Below are 15,259 nucleotides of genomic sequence, written 5' to 3' on the forward strand. Positions count from 1 at the left end.
ATTTATTTATCAGGACGAGTCCGAAAATTAACTGGCTTTTTTTTGCCTTTTTTATTAGGATTCCTCCTATCTGATGATTAATTGTACCGATTGTTTGGTGCCTAAATGATAAGTGATTTCGATAGTATGAGGTTAGCGATGCCTTCAGGAAACCAGCCAGCACGCAGGGATCCCGTGATGAAACGTAAAGCCTGGTTTGCTGTTTTTCTCGGCTCCGCAGTGTTCTGGATTGTCGTCGCGCTCGTGGCCTGGCAAGTGTGGGGGTAGGTCATGTCCGCACCGGAACAACACACCACCGTGACGCCATCTCCCCATGAAAATGAACCAGATAGCAATACCGGCGCAGAGAATGGGCCGGAAATCCCCATCTCCTGGACGCTTTCCCCTGAACAACGCGCGTTTATTGATCTGTTCACTGATGATGAACAGAAACAGTAATTAATACGAATTTTATCGTCATTATTATTCGTCCTCTGTCTGATATCTCGTATGACTTATTACGTACAATCGCGATGTCCACTCTAATCAGCATATTATCAACTACCAACATGCCTGTTACACATTAACGCTATCAACTTCCGCTCTCGAATCTTCCCCGCGTATTTCACACCGCACTCCGCTCTTCCGATGTTTACACTTTTATCAATTTGAGGTGTTATCAAAGCGTTACATTTTGTTTGTGTTATCTTTAATACTAACCCTGAAGAAAATCAGGGGATCTAACCCTGTCATTTAAGGAGGAGCTATGTCGTCGACCCTACGCGAAGCCAGTATGGACACATTGCAGGTTAATGATAAAACCTACCGTTACTACAGTTTGCCTCTGGCCGCACAAACTCTGGGTGATATCACCCGCCTGCCCAAATCGCTAAAAGTTTTGCTGGAGAACCTGCTTCGCTGGCAGGACGGAAATACCGTTACCGAAGACGATATTCATGCGCTGGCGCGTTGGCTGAAAACCGCGCATGCCGACCGTGAGATTGCCTATCGACCCGCTCGCGTTTTGATGCAGGACTTTACTGGCGTACCCGCAGTGGTCGATCTGGCCGCTATGCGCGAAGCGGTAAAACGTTTGGGCGGGGATACGGCAAAAGTGAATCCGCTTTCGCCAGTGGATCTTGTCATTGACCACTCCGTAACGGTGGATCGTTTCGGTGATGATGACGCTTTCGAAGAGAACGTCCGTCTGGAAATGGAACGTAACCATGAGCGCTATGTATTCCTGAAATGGGGACAGCAAGCATTCAGTCGCTTCAGCGTCGTGCCGCCGGGAACGGGGATTTGCCACCAGGTTAACCTTGAGTATTTGGGTAAAGCCGTCTGGAGCGAATTACAAAACGGTGAATGGGTGGCTTATCCGGATACGCTGGTCGGTACCGACTCCCATACTACGATGATAAATGGTCTCGGTGTGCTGGGCTGGGGCGTCGGCGGCATTGAAGCCGAAGCCGCGATGCTGGGCCAGCCGGTCTCTATGCTTATCCCTGACGTGGTGGGCTTCAAGCTGGTAGGTAAACTGCGGGAAGGTATCACCGCGACCGATCTGGTGCTGACCGTCACCCAAATGCTGCGTAAGCATGGTGTGGTTGGGAAATTTGTTGAATTCTATGGTGATGGCCTGGATACCTTACCGCTGGCCGATCGGGCAACCATTGCGAACATGTCGCCGGAATATGGCGCAACCTGTGGTTTCTTCCCGATTGATGACATCACGCTTGAATATATGCGCCTGAGCGGACGCAGTGAGGAGCAGGTCGACCTGGTCGGCGCTTATGCTAAAGCGCAGGGGATGTGGCGTAACCCAGGCGATGAACCTGTATTTACCAGTTCGCTGGAGCTGGATATGGGCAGTGTGGAAGCGAGCCTTGCCGGACCGAAGCGTCCACAGGATCGAGTGGCACTTGCAGATGTCCCGAAAGCGTTCTCGGCGAGTAACGAGCTTGAGGTGAATAGCTCGCTAAAAGATCGTCAGCCGGTGGATTATACGATGAACGGGCATCAATACCTGTTGCCGGATGGCGCGGTGGTGATTGCGGCGATCACCTCCTGTACCAACACCTCTAACCCAAGCGTATTGATGGCGGCGGGGCTGCTGGCGAAGAAAGCGGTTACGCTCGGTCTGAAACGTCAACCCTGGGTTAAAGCCTCGCTGGCGCCTGGCTCTAAAGTCGTTTCTGACTATCTGGCGCAGGCCGGGTTCACACCGTATCTTGACGAGTTGGGCTTTAACCTCGTGGGTTATGGCTGTACCACCTGTATAGGTAATTCCGGACCGTTGCCCGATCCTATTGAGACAGCTATCAAAAAAGGCGATCTCACGGTCGGCGCAGTGCTTTCCGGCAACCGTAATTTTGAAGGACGCATCCATCCGCTCGTCAAGACGAACTGGTTGGCGTCACCGCCGCTGGTAGTCGCTTACGCGCTGGCGGGGAATATGAATATTAACCTGACGAAAGACCCGTTAGGTCATGACAGAAAAGGCGATCCCGTTTACCTGAAAGATATCTGGCCAACTGCCCAGGAAATCGCCCGGGCCGTCGAGCAGGTCTCTACCGCGATGTTCCATAAAGAGTATGCCGAAGTATTTGAAGGCACGCCGGAATGGAAAGCGATTCAAGTTGATCGGGCTGACACCTATGGCTGGCAGTCTGACTCGACCTATATCCGTTTGTCGCCGTTCTTTGATGGTATGCAGGCTACGCCGGATCCGGTACAGGACATTCATGGCGCACGCATTTTGGCGATGTTAGGCGACTCGGTGACCACCGATCACATTTCTCCAGCCGGTAGCATTAAAGCGGATAGCCCGGCCGGTCGGTATCTGCAAAGCCACGGCGTTGAGCGCAAAGACTTTAACTCCTACGGTTCCCGCCGCGGAAACCATGAAGTGATGATGCGCGGTACTTTTGCCAATATACGTATCCGCAATGAGATGGTGCCTGGCGTGGAAGGCGGAATGACGCGGCATTTACCGGGGACGGAAGTGGTAGCTATCTATGATGCGGCCATGCAATACCAACAGGAGAATGTTCCGCTGGCGGTCATTGCCGGTAAGGAATATGGTTCTGGCTCCAGTCGTGACTGGGCTGCGAAAGGCCCACGCTTGCTGGGTGTGCGCGTGGTGATTGCTGAGTCCTTTGAGCGAATTCACCGTTCTAACCTGATCGGCATGGGGATTTTACCACTTGAATTCCCACAGGGGGTTACGCGTAAAACGCTGGGATTAACCGGTGAGGAAGCGATTGATATTACGGATCTGCAAAACATTAAACCGGGGGCGACAGTTCCGGTAAGTTTGACCCGTGCGGATGGGCATAAAGAGGTGATTTTATGCCGTTGCCGCATCGATACCGCGACGGAGTTAACGTATTACCAGAACGACGGCATTCTGCACTACGTCATTCGTAATATGTTGAACTGACATGTAAAAAGCCTGCGTGAGCAGGCTTTTTTCTGTACCGGGTAAATGGAAATTATTTATTTAACAAATGGCCCATTTTCGCGGCTTTGGTATCCAGATAATGTTCATTATTCGGGTTACGACCCACAATCAACGGCACGCGTTCAACGATATTGATACCCGCCTCGGTCAGAATTTCCACTTTCTTCGGGTTATTGGTCAACAAACGTACCTCGTCAACGCCCAGCAGCTTGAACATGTCCGCACACAGTGTGAAATCACGCTCGTCTGCTGCAAAGCCTAACTGATGATTGGCTTCAACGGTATCATAACCCTGGTCCTGCAGCGCATAGGCGCGGATTTTATTTAACAGTCCAATGTTGCGCCCTTCCTGACGATGATAGAGCAGAATGCCACGCCCTTCTTCGGCAATATGCGACAGGGCTGCTTCGAGCTGGAAACCGCAATCGCAACGCAGGCTAAACAGCGCATCGCCAGTCAGACACTCAGAGTGGACACGCGCCAGGACAGGCGTTTGGCCTGTAATATCGCCAAAAATTAGTGCGACATGATCGTGTCCGGTTGCCAGTTCTTCAAATCCCACCATCAGGAAATCACCCCAGGGGGTTGGCAGTTTGGCTTCTGCCACACGTTTAAGCTGCATGTAATTCTCCAGATTATGCTGGCACTGTCGTGCCGTCGCCTGTTGGCTTCTGTTCTGTATTGCACTATTTTGCCATAAGCCAGCGATGTTCACCTAATTGCGACAACGGATTCGCTTTTGGAATGGCACAAAATTGTCAATTTTCCCGGCGTGCGCATTTTTCAGTTATGATTGTGAGACTTATCAACGAAAGGAGAGGCAATGCTTTCAATTGCAAAGCGCACCGCAGTCGGCGCCGGACTGCTGCTTATCATGCCGGTTGCTGTATGGGTATCAGGCTGGAACTGGCAACCAGGGCATAATGTCTGGTGGTTAAAATCCCTGTTCTGGGTAACGGAAACGGTGACACAGCCATGGGGGATTATCACTCACGTAGCGCTCTGTGCATGGTTTTTATGGTGTCTGCGTTTTCGTCTGAAAGCGGCGGTAATGCTGTTTGCGATCCTGGCGGTGGCGATTTTAGTTGGGCAGGGCGTGAAGTCATGGGTTAAGGATAAGGTGCAGGAACCGCGGCCATTTGTTGTATGGCTGGAAAAAACGCACCATATTCCGGTGGATGAGTTCTACACTTTAAAACGTAAAGATCGCGGGAACTTAGTCAAAGAACAATTAGCCGAACAGCGGGACGTGCCAACGTTTCTACGTAAGCACTGGCAAAAAGAAACAGGATTTGCTTTTCCCTCCGGGCATACAATGTTTGCTGCCAGTTGGGCTTTGCTGGCGGTAGGTTTGCTGTGGCCGCGCAGACGTACGCTGACTATAGCATTCTTACTCATCTGGGCGACGGGGGTGATGGGGAGCCGCTTGCTGCTGGGAATGCACTGGCCCCGTGATTTGGTGGTCGCAACGCTGATTTCCTGGCTGTTGGTGACCCTGGCAACCTGGCTTGCGCAGCGGATATGCGGACCCTTAACACCGCCAGTGCAGGAGACAAAAGAAATCGCGCAGCGTGAGCAAGAAAGTTAGCTATGATTGATTTTTCGAATTTTGCCCTTAAATCAGAAGGCATAAAGCGCTTTTCCATTTCGCACTCGGTGTGAAAATGGTAATTTAAAGGGCTCAACGCGGTAAGTTGGACACGATTTATTCGCTTAAACCACATAACGGGAAGTAATGTGAAATATTTACTCATTTTCTTACTGGTGTTGGCGATTTTTGTTATTTCGGTGACATTAGGTGCGCAAAACGATCAACAGGTTACGTTTAATTACCTGCTGGCTCAGGGTGAGTATCGTATCTCTACGCTGCTTGCTGTATTGTTTGCCGCAGGTTTTGCGATTGGTTGGTTAATTTGCGGCCTTTTCTGGCTGAAGGTTCGAGTGTCTCTTGCGCGCGCCGAACGTAAAATCAAACGACTGGAAAACCAGCTTGCGCCTGCGACCGACGTTGCGGTACCCGCCGATTCGTCGGTTGTAAAGGAATAATTATTTATGTTGGAGTTGTTGTTTCTGCTTTTACCTGTAGCCGCTGCCTATGGGTGGTATATGGGTCGCAGAAGTGCGCAACAAACAAAGCAGGATGAAGCCAACCGACTTTCCCGTGACTATGTCGCCGGGGTTAACTTCCTCCTGAGCAACCAACAAGATAAAGCGGTGGATCTGTTCCTTGATATGCTGAAAGAGGACACGGGCACCGTTGAGGCTCATCTCACCCTCGGAAACCTGTTCCGTTCGCGCGGTGAAGTCGATCGTGCAATCCGCATCCACCAAACGCTTATGGAAAGTGCCTCGCTGACATACGAACAGCGCTTGCTGGCAGTGCAACAACTGGGCCGGGACTACATGGCCGCAGGCCTGTATGACCGTGCGGAAGACATGTTCAATCAGCTTACTGATGAAACAGATTTTCGCGTTGGGGCATTACAACAGTTGCTGCAAATTTATCAGGCAACCAGCGAATGGCAAAAAGCCATTGACGTTGCAGAGCGTCTGGTAAAGCTTGGCAAAGACAAACAACGCATTGAGATAGCGCATTTCTATTGCGAACTGGCGTTACAGCAAATGGGCAACGACGATATGGATCGTGCCATGACGCTGTTGAAAAAAGGGGCGGCAGCAGACAAAAACAGCGCCCGCGTTTCCATTATGATGGGGCGCGTATATATGCTGAACGGCGATTATTCCAGGGCGGTTGAAAGTCTGCAACGGGTGATTTCTCAGGATAAAGAGCTGGTCAGTGAAACGCTGGAAATGCTGCAAAGCTGCTACCAGCATCTGGGCAAAAACGATGAGTGGGCAGAGTTTTTACGCCGTGCGGTTGAGGAAAATACCGGTGCCGCCGCTGAACTGATGCTTGCAGATATCCTTGAGGCGCGTGAGGGAACTGATACCGCTCAGGTTTATATAACTCGTCAGCTGCAACGCCATCCTACGATGCGTGTATTCCACAAGCTGATGGATTATCATCTTAACGAAGCAGAAGAAGGGCGCGCCAAAGAGAGCCTGATGGTGCTGCGCGATATGGTCGGGGAGCAGGTACGTAGTAAGCCGCGCTATCGCTGTCAGAAATGCGGGTTTACCGCTTATACGCTGTACTGGCATTGTCCATCCTGCCGTTCATGGTCAACCATTAAACCTATTCGTGGGCTTGATGGGCTGTAATTTTTTAAAAAAATTTCAACTTAGTTACAACATCCTTGTAGGGTGTAATCGTCCCATCATCAACCTCCACAGCCGGTTCGCCTGGCAGAAATGTAATCGCGCCTGTTAATTTTCTATTGCCGCAGGTAGAATGCACGCCGTTTACCCATTTTGCGCCACCGGTGGCGCCCATCCACAGGAAGGTCTGGTCATGACGTTTACTGCTTCATCTTCTTCTCGTGCTGTTACTGATTCTCCTGTCGTTGTCGCTCTTGATTACGCAAATCGTGATAAAGCATTAGCTTTTGTCGACAGAATTGATCCTCGTGATTGCCGTTTGAAAGTGGGCAAAGAGATGTTCACGCTTTTTGGACCTCAGTTGGTTCGCGAACTGCAACAGCGCGGTTTTGACGTCTTTCTGGATTTGAAATTTCATGATATTCCCAATACAACGGCACATGCCATAGCTGCGGCTGCCGACCTTGGCGTGTGGATGGTTAACGTACACGCCTCTGGCGGGGCGCGCATGATGACGGCAGCCCGTGAGGCCCTGGTGCCTTTTGGTAATGATGCGCCATTGCTGATTGCTGTGACGGTGCTGACCAGCATGGAAGCCAGCGATCTGGCCGATCTCGGTGTGACGTTGTCACCTGCGGAGCATGCTGAAAGACTGGCGCGTTTAACCCAACATTGCGGGCTGGACGGAGTCGTATGCTCTGCCCAGGAAGCGGTACGTTTCAAACAGGCGTTTGGACAGGCATTTAAGTTAGTGACCCCGGGTATTCGTCCTGAAGGCAGCGAGGCGGGCGATCAGCGTCGTATTATGACGCCAGAGCAGGCGCAGTTAGCCGGTGTGGATTACATGGTGATTGGTCGTCCGGTCACGCAGTCTGCCGACCCGGCGCAGACGCTGAAGATGATCAATGCCTCTCTGAAACGAGGTGTGTAAATGAGCGATTCAAACTCTCGCCTGGTCTATTCAACCGACTCCGGACGCATTGATGAACCGAAGGTCGCCCCTGAACGTCCAAAGGGTGATGGTATTGTCCGCATTCAACGCCAGACCAGCGGTCGTAAAGGCAAGGGCGTGTGCCTGATCACCGGTATTGATCAGGATGATGCGGAACTGGCTAAATTAGCCGCTGAACTGAAGAAAAAATGTGGTTGCGGTGGGGCGGTAAAAGAGGGCGTGATTGAAATTCAGGGCGATAAACGTGACCTGATAAAATCATTGCTGGAAGCCAAAGGCATGAAAGTCAAACTGGCTGGCGGTTAATAAAAAAGCCACGGAGATAATCCGTGGCTTTTTAAATACAGAGCTGAAAAAGTAAACGTTTAATTATATCGAGCCGGTCAACCGTAAATTATTTACCTACCTGATGGCCAATAATACCACCAACAGCAGCACCACCCAGCGTACCCAGCGCGCTGCCATCGGTCAGGACTGCACCACCTACTGCACCCGCACCAGCACCGATAGCGGTATTGCGATCGCGTTTGGACCAGTTAGAGCAGGCGCTCAGAGACATTGCCAGAGTAAGCGCCAGAATGGCTGCGGTCATTTTTTTGCTCGTTACTAACATAATACTTTCTCCTGAATTATTGATTCACGGAATCCAGTGTTCTTTAAGGATAGCGTTAAATCGCGACTATCAAAGATATTTCCGTGAAACCGTTTAGCGAAGGCATGACAACCAATATCCTGCAGTTGGATGTTCGCTCCTGTTATATCGCTAATATTAATTCTACGAGTTTATCCTGTTAACAACAGGTAAAAAGTCTTAATTGGGTTGTCAGATAACTCTCAGAGAGGAGATGATTTGCCTGCCGACAAATCATCTTGCGCAGCCATTATGCGTTGGAATCAATGATATTGACGGTTAATCCTGAATGTTCAAGCTGCATTTGTACGCTGGCGCTGAGCTTAGAGTCCGTCACGACGCGACTGAATCGTTCTAAAGGCCCCAGGGTATAAGGATGAATGGCGTCAAATTTTGAGCTGTCGGTAAGCACAATAACCTCTGCGCCTTTTTCCAGTACCGCATTAACCACATCAGAACGCATCATATCGCGTCCGGTGAAGCCGGTGTCTGCCTGCCAGCCATCAATGCCGATGAAGGCCTTACTGAAGTGTACCTGCTGGATAAACTGGCGAGTCAGGGGGCCGACCATGCTCTCACTTTTCTTCTGATAAATCCCGCCGAGGAGAATCACTTCACAGGGTGTTTCTTTGAGCAGGTGAGCGATGTAGCTGCTCACCGTAATGATAGTGACATCTTTTTGCTCCGCCAGGGTTCTTGCCAGGAGCGCATTGCTACTGCCATTCTCAATGAATACTGACTCGCCGGGGCTGACCAGCGATGCAGCGAATTCGGCCAGCTCACGTTTTAGCGTGAAATTGGTCATCATGCGTGTTTCCACATCATCGCTGTTCAATGAAACAGCAAATCCGTGCGCACGGCGTAAATAACTCTGTTTTTCCAGCGTATTCAGATCCTGTCGAATCGTCACTTCTGAAACGCCGGTGATTTTTGCCAGATCGGCGACGCTCATCTGACCTTTATCGGTCACCATCTGCAAAATGGATTGTTGTCGGGAATTCATAGTATTAATTTTTATAGCAATATCGTATCGGAAAATAAACGGAAGTCTGCTGATAGCAGTAACATCAAGAGAGCGATGTCATCAGATCTCCCACGGAGCTTTCTGTTTAGTTGACAAAGATTGAGTATCTTCTTTGACCGTGTTTAACAGTTCAGCCTTCAGAATTTCGAGATTGTGGATGGCTGAGTGGTAATCACCTGCAACGAGGATATCCAGCACGGTATCAATGCGTTCGGCCAGACGCTTAGCGTCGATATCAGACATGGTCATCATCCAAAGGGCAATAGAGTTTGAATTTCATGATGCAGAATTTCATGGCAAAAGAGAAGGGAAAAATAGTATTACCCTGAATGATTGAAGAATATTATATATTCTGTGATTACATACAGATAGAATCATCACGTATTGTCCATTTATGGCTATTTTCTCCGAGGAATCTTTCTGCATTATCGCGTTTTTTTATTCAGGTGTCGTCGATACCATCGTTCAAACGCAGCTGCAGGCATCGGCTTGGCGAATAAAAATCCCTGACGCTCATTGACGCCGTTCTTGGTCAAAAACGCATCCTCTTTTGCACTTTCAACGCCTTCGGCGATGACCTGCAGGTTGAGCGCCTGCGCGACCGCGACAATGGCCCGCACCAGCGACTGCGAAATAGGTTGCTTGTGCACATCTCTGACAAAGGTTTGATCCAGTTTTATCGCATCAAGCGGGAAGCGGGCCAGTTGAGATAGCGACGAATAACCGGTGCCAAAATCATCCAAATGGATTTGTGCCCCCAACTGGCTAAATTGCTGAATGACGGATAGCGCCAACTGCTCATTTTCAATCAAACTGCTTTCCGTTAATTCAACATCGATCGGGCAGTATTCAAAGTTGAGATCGTGAAGCACCTGCTTGAGAGCGGTAAATAGCGTCTGGTCGGCGAGCTGGCGCGCAGACACATTTACCGCCACGCGTAGATTTATCCCCTTGGCACGCCATTTTGCCACCTGGCGCACGACGTCCAGAATAACCCATCGACCGAGCGGAACGATGAGCCCTGATTCTTCGGCGTAGGAGATAAACTCCAACGGCGGTATGAGGCCACGTTCCGGGGACTGCCAACGAACCAGAGCCTCCAGACTACGAACTTCTCCGCGCCAGGTTATTTTTGGCTGATAGTGGATAACCAGTTGATCGTTTTCCAGCGCCTTACGCAGATTGGTATCCAACCACAAATATTCAAAAACCCGTTGATTCATTTCCGGTGAGAAGACGCAAAACTGACCACGACCGCCTTCTTTTGCTGTGTACATGGCCGTATCCGCGTTACGGATAACGCTCTCGCCGTCCTGTCCATGCTGTGGCGCGAGAGAAATACCGATTGAACATCCGGTATAGACTTCTATCAGTCCAATGCGAAAAGGTTGGCGCAGGCGCGTCAGGATACGCGATGCCGTAGCCTCCAGCGCGCCCTGGGACGTTTCGGTGGCAAGGACAATGAATTCATCACCGCCAAACCTGGCCAGTAGCTGGTTGTCGTCGAGGCAACTGAGAATAGCCAGCGACACGCTTTGTAACAACTGATCGCCAAACATATGACCGTAGGCATCGTTCACCTTTTTAAAGTTATCCAAATCGAGATAGACAATCCCAACCTGCGTATCGCCCGCGTTTTCAATAGCATTGCTGATCAGCTCGTGAATTGCGTTGCGGTTCGGTAAACCAGTGATGGAGTCGGTATTGGCCAATACCCGTAGACGTTCCTGCGCGCGGCGCTCTTCAGTAATATCGGTACCGGAACAGATCAGAAATATTTCGTTCTTGCCGCTACCGTTATGCACAAACTTATTGCGGAACAGAAACAGACGCTGGCCTTTGCAGGTTTTTACCCAACGTTCAACCTCATAAGAGTTACCTTCGCGAAAAAACACCTCAATGTTGCGCCGTGAGGCTGCGGCCTCGCGCCGGCTCATAAACAGCGTGAAAACGCTTTGGCCAATCACTTCACGCTCTTTGAGACCGGTGTACTCTTCGCACAGGCGATTAAAGCGCTGAATGTTGCCCATGCGGTCAAGAATGACAATGACGGAGTTAGCTTCAGAAACGACCTGCTCAGCGAAAGAGAGGCCGTGAGCCAGGTCGCGCGCGACGGAAGGGGTGTCATCCCAGGCGGATGCGCTTCCCGCCCATTCGCGCTTATTGATTTTCCTGCCGACCAGATGCACGGGAATGTCGTCATCTTCAATGGGAAGCGTCATCAACAGGCTCGATGTAATCACCGTCATTTCGCGAATGCGGTCGGCTTGCTCAGCTGACAATTCGATGGTCTGATCGACTGCTGACGCTTCGTCGATAGAGAAATGCAGGATGTTGCAATCCTCTGACAAACGCCAGTAGGGGTTATGAGTGCCCACATAGCTATACAACGTAACCCGCTCCCGGACGTCTTTCATGATGTGTACTATCCCGTTTAAAGCGCATAGAGCCTCAAAAGTATAGTTAGCCATGATTCATACAGGGTGACTATGGCTGAACGTATTGTTTTATTTATGTATTTATATGTAATGCAGAATCTAAAAAAAGCAAAGCTAGCGGAACTGAAAATAGTAAAAAATAAATTAGACCGGATGAAAGAAGTGTAGTGCGTGGTGGAGATTTGGGAGGGAAAAGAAAACGACCTTTCACAGAAAGAGAAAGGCCGTTAGCTTTATCAATGTTACACGGCTGGACGTGCGATAACGCTGCGGGTTTCCATCCGCACTTCGGCAATGGTTACATCAATCACATCCGTGACTTTGTAAACCACTTCACCTTTGATTTGTACGGTGCCGCTTTCCTGACTGCATACCAGTTCGTCACGAACAGCATGCAGGAACGGGGCCGGAATAAATGCGACTGCGCCATTATCCACTAAACGCACTCGCATACCGCCGCGGCTGACGTCAATGATCTCGGCCGCGAAGCGGACGTCGGTGCCGGCTTTGTCGCTCAAGAAGCGGGCGTATAACCAGTCACCCACATCGCGTTCAGCCATGCGGTTCAGACGACGACGTTCGGCCATTTGCAGGGTCGTATCATCCTGTGGACGGGCAATCGTTTCGCCTTTGATGACGGCCTTAAGCAGACGGTGGTTGATCATGTCGCCATACTTACGAATAGGAGAGGTCCAGGTGGCATATGCTTCCAGACCCAGCCCAAAGTGCGGACCTGGTTCGGTGCTGATTTCAGCATACGACTGGAACCGGCGGATACGGCTATCGAGGAAACCGGAAGGCTGCGCATCCAGTTCGCGGCGCAGTTTACAGAAGCCTTCCAGCGTCAGGACCTCTTCGGCATCTACATGCATACCATGGGTTTTCAGTAGCGCGGCCAGTGCGTCAGCGTTTGCCGGATCAAATCCCATATGGACGTTATAAATTCCAAAGCCCAGCGTGTCGCGAAGAACGCGTGCAGCACAAATATTTGCCGCAATCATTGACTCTTCCACGATACGGTTAGCGATGCGACGCGGTTCCGCCACAATATCCAGCACTTCGCCTTTTTCACCGAGGACAAAACGGTAATCCGGACGATCTTTAAATACTAACGCGTGGTTGTGACGCCATTCACCACGGCTCAGACAAATACGATGCAGCAGACGGATTTGTTCAGCAATTGCGTCGTTTTCAGGCTGCCAGTCGCCGGTGCCTTCCAGCCAGTCGGAGACGTTGTCATAGGCCAACTTCGCTTTAGACTCGATAGTCGCAGCGAAGAAGGTGATGTTGTCTTCAATCGTACCGTCGGTGGTAATGATCATGCGGCAAGCCAGAACCGGGCGTACTTCGTTCGCGCGCAGAGAACAGAGATCGTCAGACAGTTCACGTGGCAGCATCGGGATATTGAATCCCGGCAGATAGTTGGTGAACGCACGAATCTTCGCCGTTTTATCCAGTTTGCTGCCTTCTGCAATCCAGGCGGTAGGATCGGCTATAGCTACAGTTAACTGTAGCTTGCCATCGGCCAGTTCTTCAGCATACAGCGCATCGTCCATATCTTCGGTGCTGGCGCTGTCGATGGTGACGAAATTGAGGGCGGTCAGGTCCTGACGCACCAGACCTTCGTCCAGCATTTCGGTCGCAACGCCGTCCGGTGCTTCTTTTTCGAGATTATGGCGCGCCAGCGTGACCCACCACGGGACAAAGTGATCGTCCGCAAAGGTGATAAATTGGGTTAGTTCAGCGTAGAAGGTGCGATCGCCTTTCAGCGGATGGCGGCGCATTTCTGCCACGGCCCAGTCACCTTCTTTAAATTCATGCTCAACGCCACGGGCGGCGCGACAAGGGATCGCCTCTTTCAGTAACGGATGATCCGGCACAATAGACAGACGGTCATTTTTGCCCTGAACTTTACCCACGAAGCGCGTCAGGAAGGGTTCGATTAGCTCTTCCGGTTCAGCAGACTCACGATCTTTTTCCGTATGGATCACCGCAACAATACGGTCGCCATGCATCACTTTTTTCATCTGCGGCGGTGGAATGAAATAGCTTTTTTGTGCATCGACTTCCAGGAAGCCAAAGCCTTTTTCCGTGGCTTTTACCACCCCTTCAGCACGCGGCGTCTGGGAATGTAGTTGCTGTTTAAGCTGCGCTAGCAGCGGGTTGTCCTGAAGCATAATTGTCTATTTTCGTGGCTAAAAGAGCGGCTGACAGTTTTACGCGATTCTGTCAGTTGCAGCAAGCGCTCTTTAAGTAAGTGGATCGGTTAATACGTCTCGCCCAGCGCGATTTTCAAGCGATTTAACCATCCGCATAATCCACTCCAGGCCAGCAGGTTAATCGCCTGTTCTGAAGAGATACCCTGATCGAACAACGGTGTTAACAGTGCGGCGCTAAAGCGGTCGGGCGCTCGGGTGAGCCATTGTACCGCCTGCAGGGTGACGCGCTCAACCGGATGTCGTTGTTCCCAGCGCTGCAATTCACGTTCATCCTGACGAAGGACAGTGATGATGTCAGTTAATTCATATGCCGTATGCGCATGTTCATTAAAGCAGGACACGCTGCCGTTGATGCGTGATGTCATCAGGGTCGTCAGAGAAAATGCCCGCGTCGGCATATCGCTGCGTAGCGTGCTGGAAATCAGTGACCCAAGTAAATCTAAAACGGCAGGTGAATGTGCTAGCAGGGGGAGCAGCGCGTGCAGTTCGTTGGGATAATCCGCGCGCGGTTTCGCGCGGGTATGCAGCAGCTCGGGTTCTAATGGCGCAGCGTGCCAGCTGGCGTTGATGGCGCTAAATGGCGAAGCGTGAGCGAATTGCTGTATATCCAGGCCCGGTATTCGACGTACCGGGTGAGCGCTGCAGGCCTGAAATAATGCGACTACCCGGGCCTGAAAACCGACGAAGCCGATGATTTGATTCATCAATATGCTATCGCAGCTGGTCAGCCCGACCGCATCCAGGTGCTGACGGTCCCGCTCGCCGATCACAGCCGGTGAACTGGCGAGCTGGCGCGCATATTGGGTGATTTGCGCCAGTCGATGATTACTTTCGCGAGACGAATCAGGACCCGGCAGCGGCGTTAAGCGCGCGGCATAGTGATTGCACAATCGCTGCACGCCATACACCTGAGCGACGGTCAGGGCTGTACTCATCCGTTCATAGGCGCTGAACGTATGCATCCGATCCAGTGCGACGTGAGCGGGGAAAAGAAGTTGGGCAAGTTTACGGGCAGGGTTTAACCAGGATTGAAAGGGTAAAAGCACGTCATGAGGTATCGCCAGGTCCAGTAAAAAGCTGTCGTCAACATGAGCGGCCTCCGGCACCAGCGGCAGAACATCTTGCGGATACGTGCTGGATTGCGTCTCATGATACCAGTGGCTTTTGCCTACAATGCGGCGTTGTTCCATGGGCGTTCCTTGGTCTAAAAAGTGGCGACCCGGACACGTCGTCATACACCTACGCCGGATCGTTTGCGCTGCAATATCCTGACGTAAGCCGAAGGGGGGATGAAAGATTGTTACGTGATAATAAATATCGGAAAAGTATATATG

The 15,259-nt window shown here is 51.0% G+C and carries 15 protein-coding genes; 8 read left to right on the forward strand and 7 right to left on the reverse strand.

Translation table 11 applies throughout. The features are described from left to right. Positions 1-126 precede the first annotated feature (126 nt). The 3 genes from ICA20_RS11895 to acnA all read left to right on the forward strand — a co-directional run bounded on the left by ICA20_RS11895 (position 127) and on the right by acnA (position 3,421). A complete protein-coding gene (locus ICA20_RS11895) occupies positions 127-267 on the forward strand; it encodes a YmiA family putative membrane protein (RefSeq protein WP_216422382.1) in 141 nt (46 codons plus the stop codon). Between the two features lie 3 nt (positions 268-270). Next, positions 271-438, forward strand: coding sequence for a hypothetical protein (locus tag ICA20_RS11900; protein ID WP_165353570.1), 168 nt, complete (start codon positions 271-273; stop codon positions 436-438). Positions 439-745: 307 nt separating this feature from the next. Beyond that, positions 746-3,421 (forward strand): aconitate hydratase AcnA, encoded by a 2,676-nt coding sequence (gene acnA, locus ICA20_RS11905; RefSeq protein ID WP_038640960.1) that lies wholly within the window; start codon positions 746-748, stop codon positions 3,419-3,421. Positions 3,422-3,473: 52 nt separating this feature from the next. Here the strand turns inward: acnA and ribA are convergent, their stop codons facing one another. Continuing rightward, on the reverse strand, positions 3,474-4,064 hold the full coding sequence (gene ribA, locus ICA20_RS11910; RefSeq protein WP_038640958.1) for a GTP cyclohydrolase II: 591 nt from the start codon (positions 4,062-4,064) through the stop codon (positions 3,474-3,476). A 201-nt stretch (positions 4,065-4,265) separates the two neighbouring features. Here ribA and pgpB point away from each other — a divergent pair, with 201 nt between their 5' ends. The 5 genes from pgpB to yciH all read left to right on the forward strand — a co-directional run bounded on the left by pgpB (position 4,266) and on the right by yciH (position 7,919). After that, the gene (gene pgpB, locus ICA20_RS11915; RefSeq protein WP_038640956.1) at positions 4,266-5,030 is read left to right on the forward strand and encodes a phosphatidylglycerophosphatase B; all 765 of its coding nucleotides are present in this window, start codon (positions 4,266-4,268) and stop codon (positions 5,028-5,030) included. Between the two features lie 149 nt (positions 5,031-5,179). After that, on the forward strand, positions 5,180-5,488 hold the full coding sequence (locus ICA20_RS11920; RefSeq protein ID WP_038640953.1) for a LapA family protein: 309 nt from the start codon (positions 5,180-5,182) through the stop codon (positions 5,486-5,488). Between the two features lie 6 nt (positions 5,489-5,494). Further along, positions 5,495-6,664: a lipopolysaccharide assembly protein LapB gene (lapB, locus tag ICA20_RS11925; RefSeq protein ID WP_038640951.1), complete on the forward strand. Its 1,170-nt coding sequence runs from the start codon at positions 5,495-5,497 to the stop codon at positions 6,662-6,664. Between the two features lie 190 nt (positions 6,665-6,854). Next, complete coding sequence (pyrF, locus tag ICA20_RS11930) at positions 6,855-7,592, forward strand: orotidine-5'-phosphate decarboxylase (protein ID WP_129694999.1); 738 nt, start codon at positions 6,855-6,857, stop codon at positions 7,590-7,592. Beyond that, entirely contained in the window at positions 7,593-7,919 is a 327-nt protein-coding gene (yciH, locus tag ICA20_RS11935; RefSeq protein WP_038640947.1) for a stress response translation initiation inhibitor YciH, read from the forward strand. It begins immediately after the preceding gene. A gap of 88 nt (positions 7,920-8,007) precedes the next feature. Here the strand turns inward: yciH and osmB are convergent, their stop codons facing one another. The 6 genes from osmB to ICA20_RS11965 form a co-directional block, all read right to left on the reverse strand. Further along, positions 8,008-8,226, reverse strand: coding sequence for an osmotically-inducible lipoprotein OsmB (gene osmB / locus ICA20_RS11940; RefSeq protein ID WP_038640946.1), 219 nt, complete (start codon positions 8,224-8,226; stop codon positions 8,008-8,010). Between the two features lie 268 nt (positions 8,227-8,494). Next, a complete protein-coding gene (locus ICA20_RS11945) occupies positions 8,495-9,247 on the reverse strand; it encodes a DNA-binding transcriptional regulator YciT (RefSeq protein ID WP_038640945.1) in 753 nt (250 codons plus the stop codon). Positions 9,248-9,328: 81 nt separating this feature from the next. Beyond that, a complete protein-coding gene (locus ICA20_RS11950) occupies positions 9,329-9,511 on the reverse strand; it encodes a hypothetical protein (RefSeq protein WP_038643197.1) in 183 nt (60 codons plus the stop codon). 182 nt (positions 9,512-9,693) lie between these two features. Beyond that, positions 9,694-11,685: a cyclic di-GMP phosphodiesterase gene (gene pdeR, locus ICA20_RS11955; RefSeq protein ID WP_038640944.1), complete on the reverse strand. Its 1,992-nt coding sequence runs from the start codon at positions 11,683-11,685 to the stop codon at positions 9,694-9,696. Between the two features lie 263 nt (positions 11,686-11,948). Continuing rightward, positions 11,949-13,883, reverse strand: a complete 1,935-nt coding sequence (locus tag ICA20_RS11960) for an exoribonuclease II (RefSeq protein WP_038640943.1) — start codon at positions 13,881-13,883, stop codon at positions 11,949-11,951. An 89-nt stretch (positions 13,884-13,972) separates the two neighbouring features. Further along, positions 13,973-15,115 carry a carboxymuconolactone decarboxylase family protein gene (locus tag ICA20_RS11965; protein WP_038640942.1) on the reverse strand — a complete coding sequence of 381 codons (1,143 nt, stop codon included), beginning with the start codon at positions 15,113-15,115 and terminating at the stop codon, positions 13,973-13,975. Between the last annotated feature and the right edge of the window lie 144 nt (positions 15,116-15,259).

The organism is Citrobacter sp. C5_2, from assembly GCF_014596845.2.
GTDB lineage: Bacteria > Pseudomonadota > Gammaproteobacteria > Enterobacterales > Enterobacteriaceae > Citrobacter > Citrobacter werkmanii.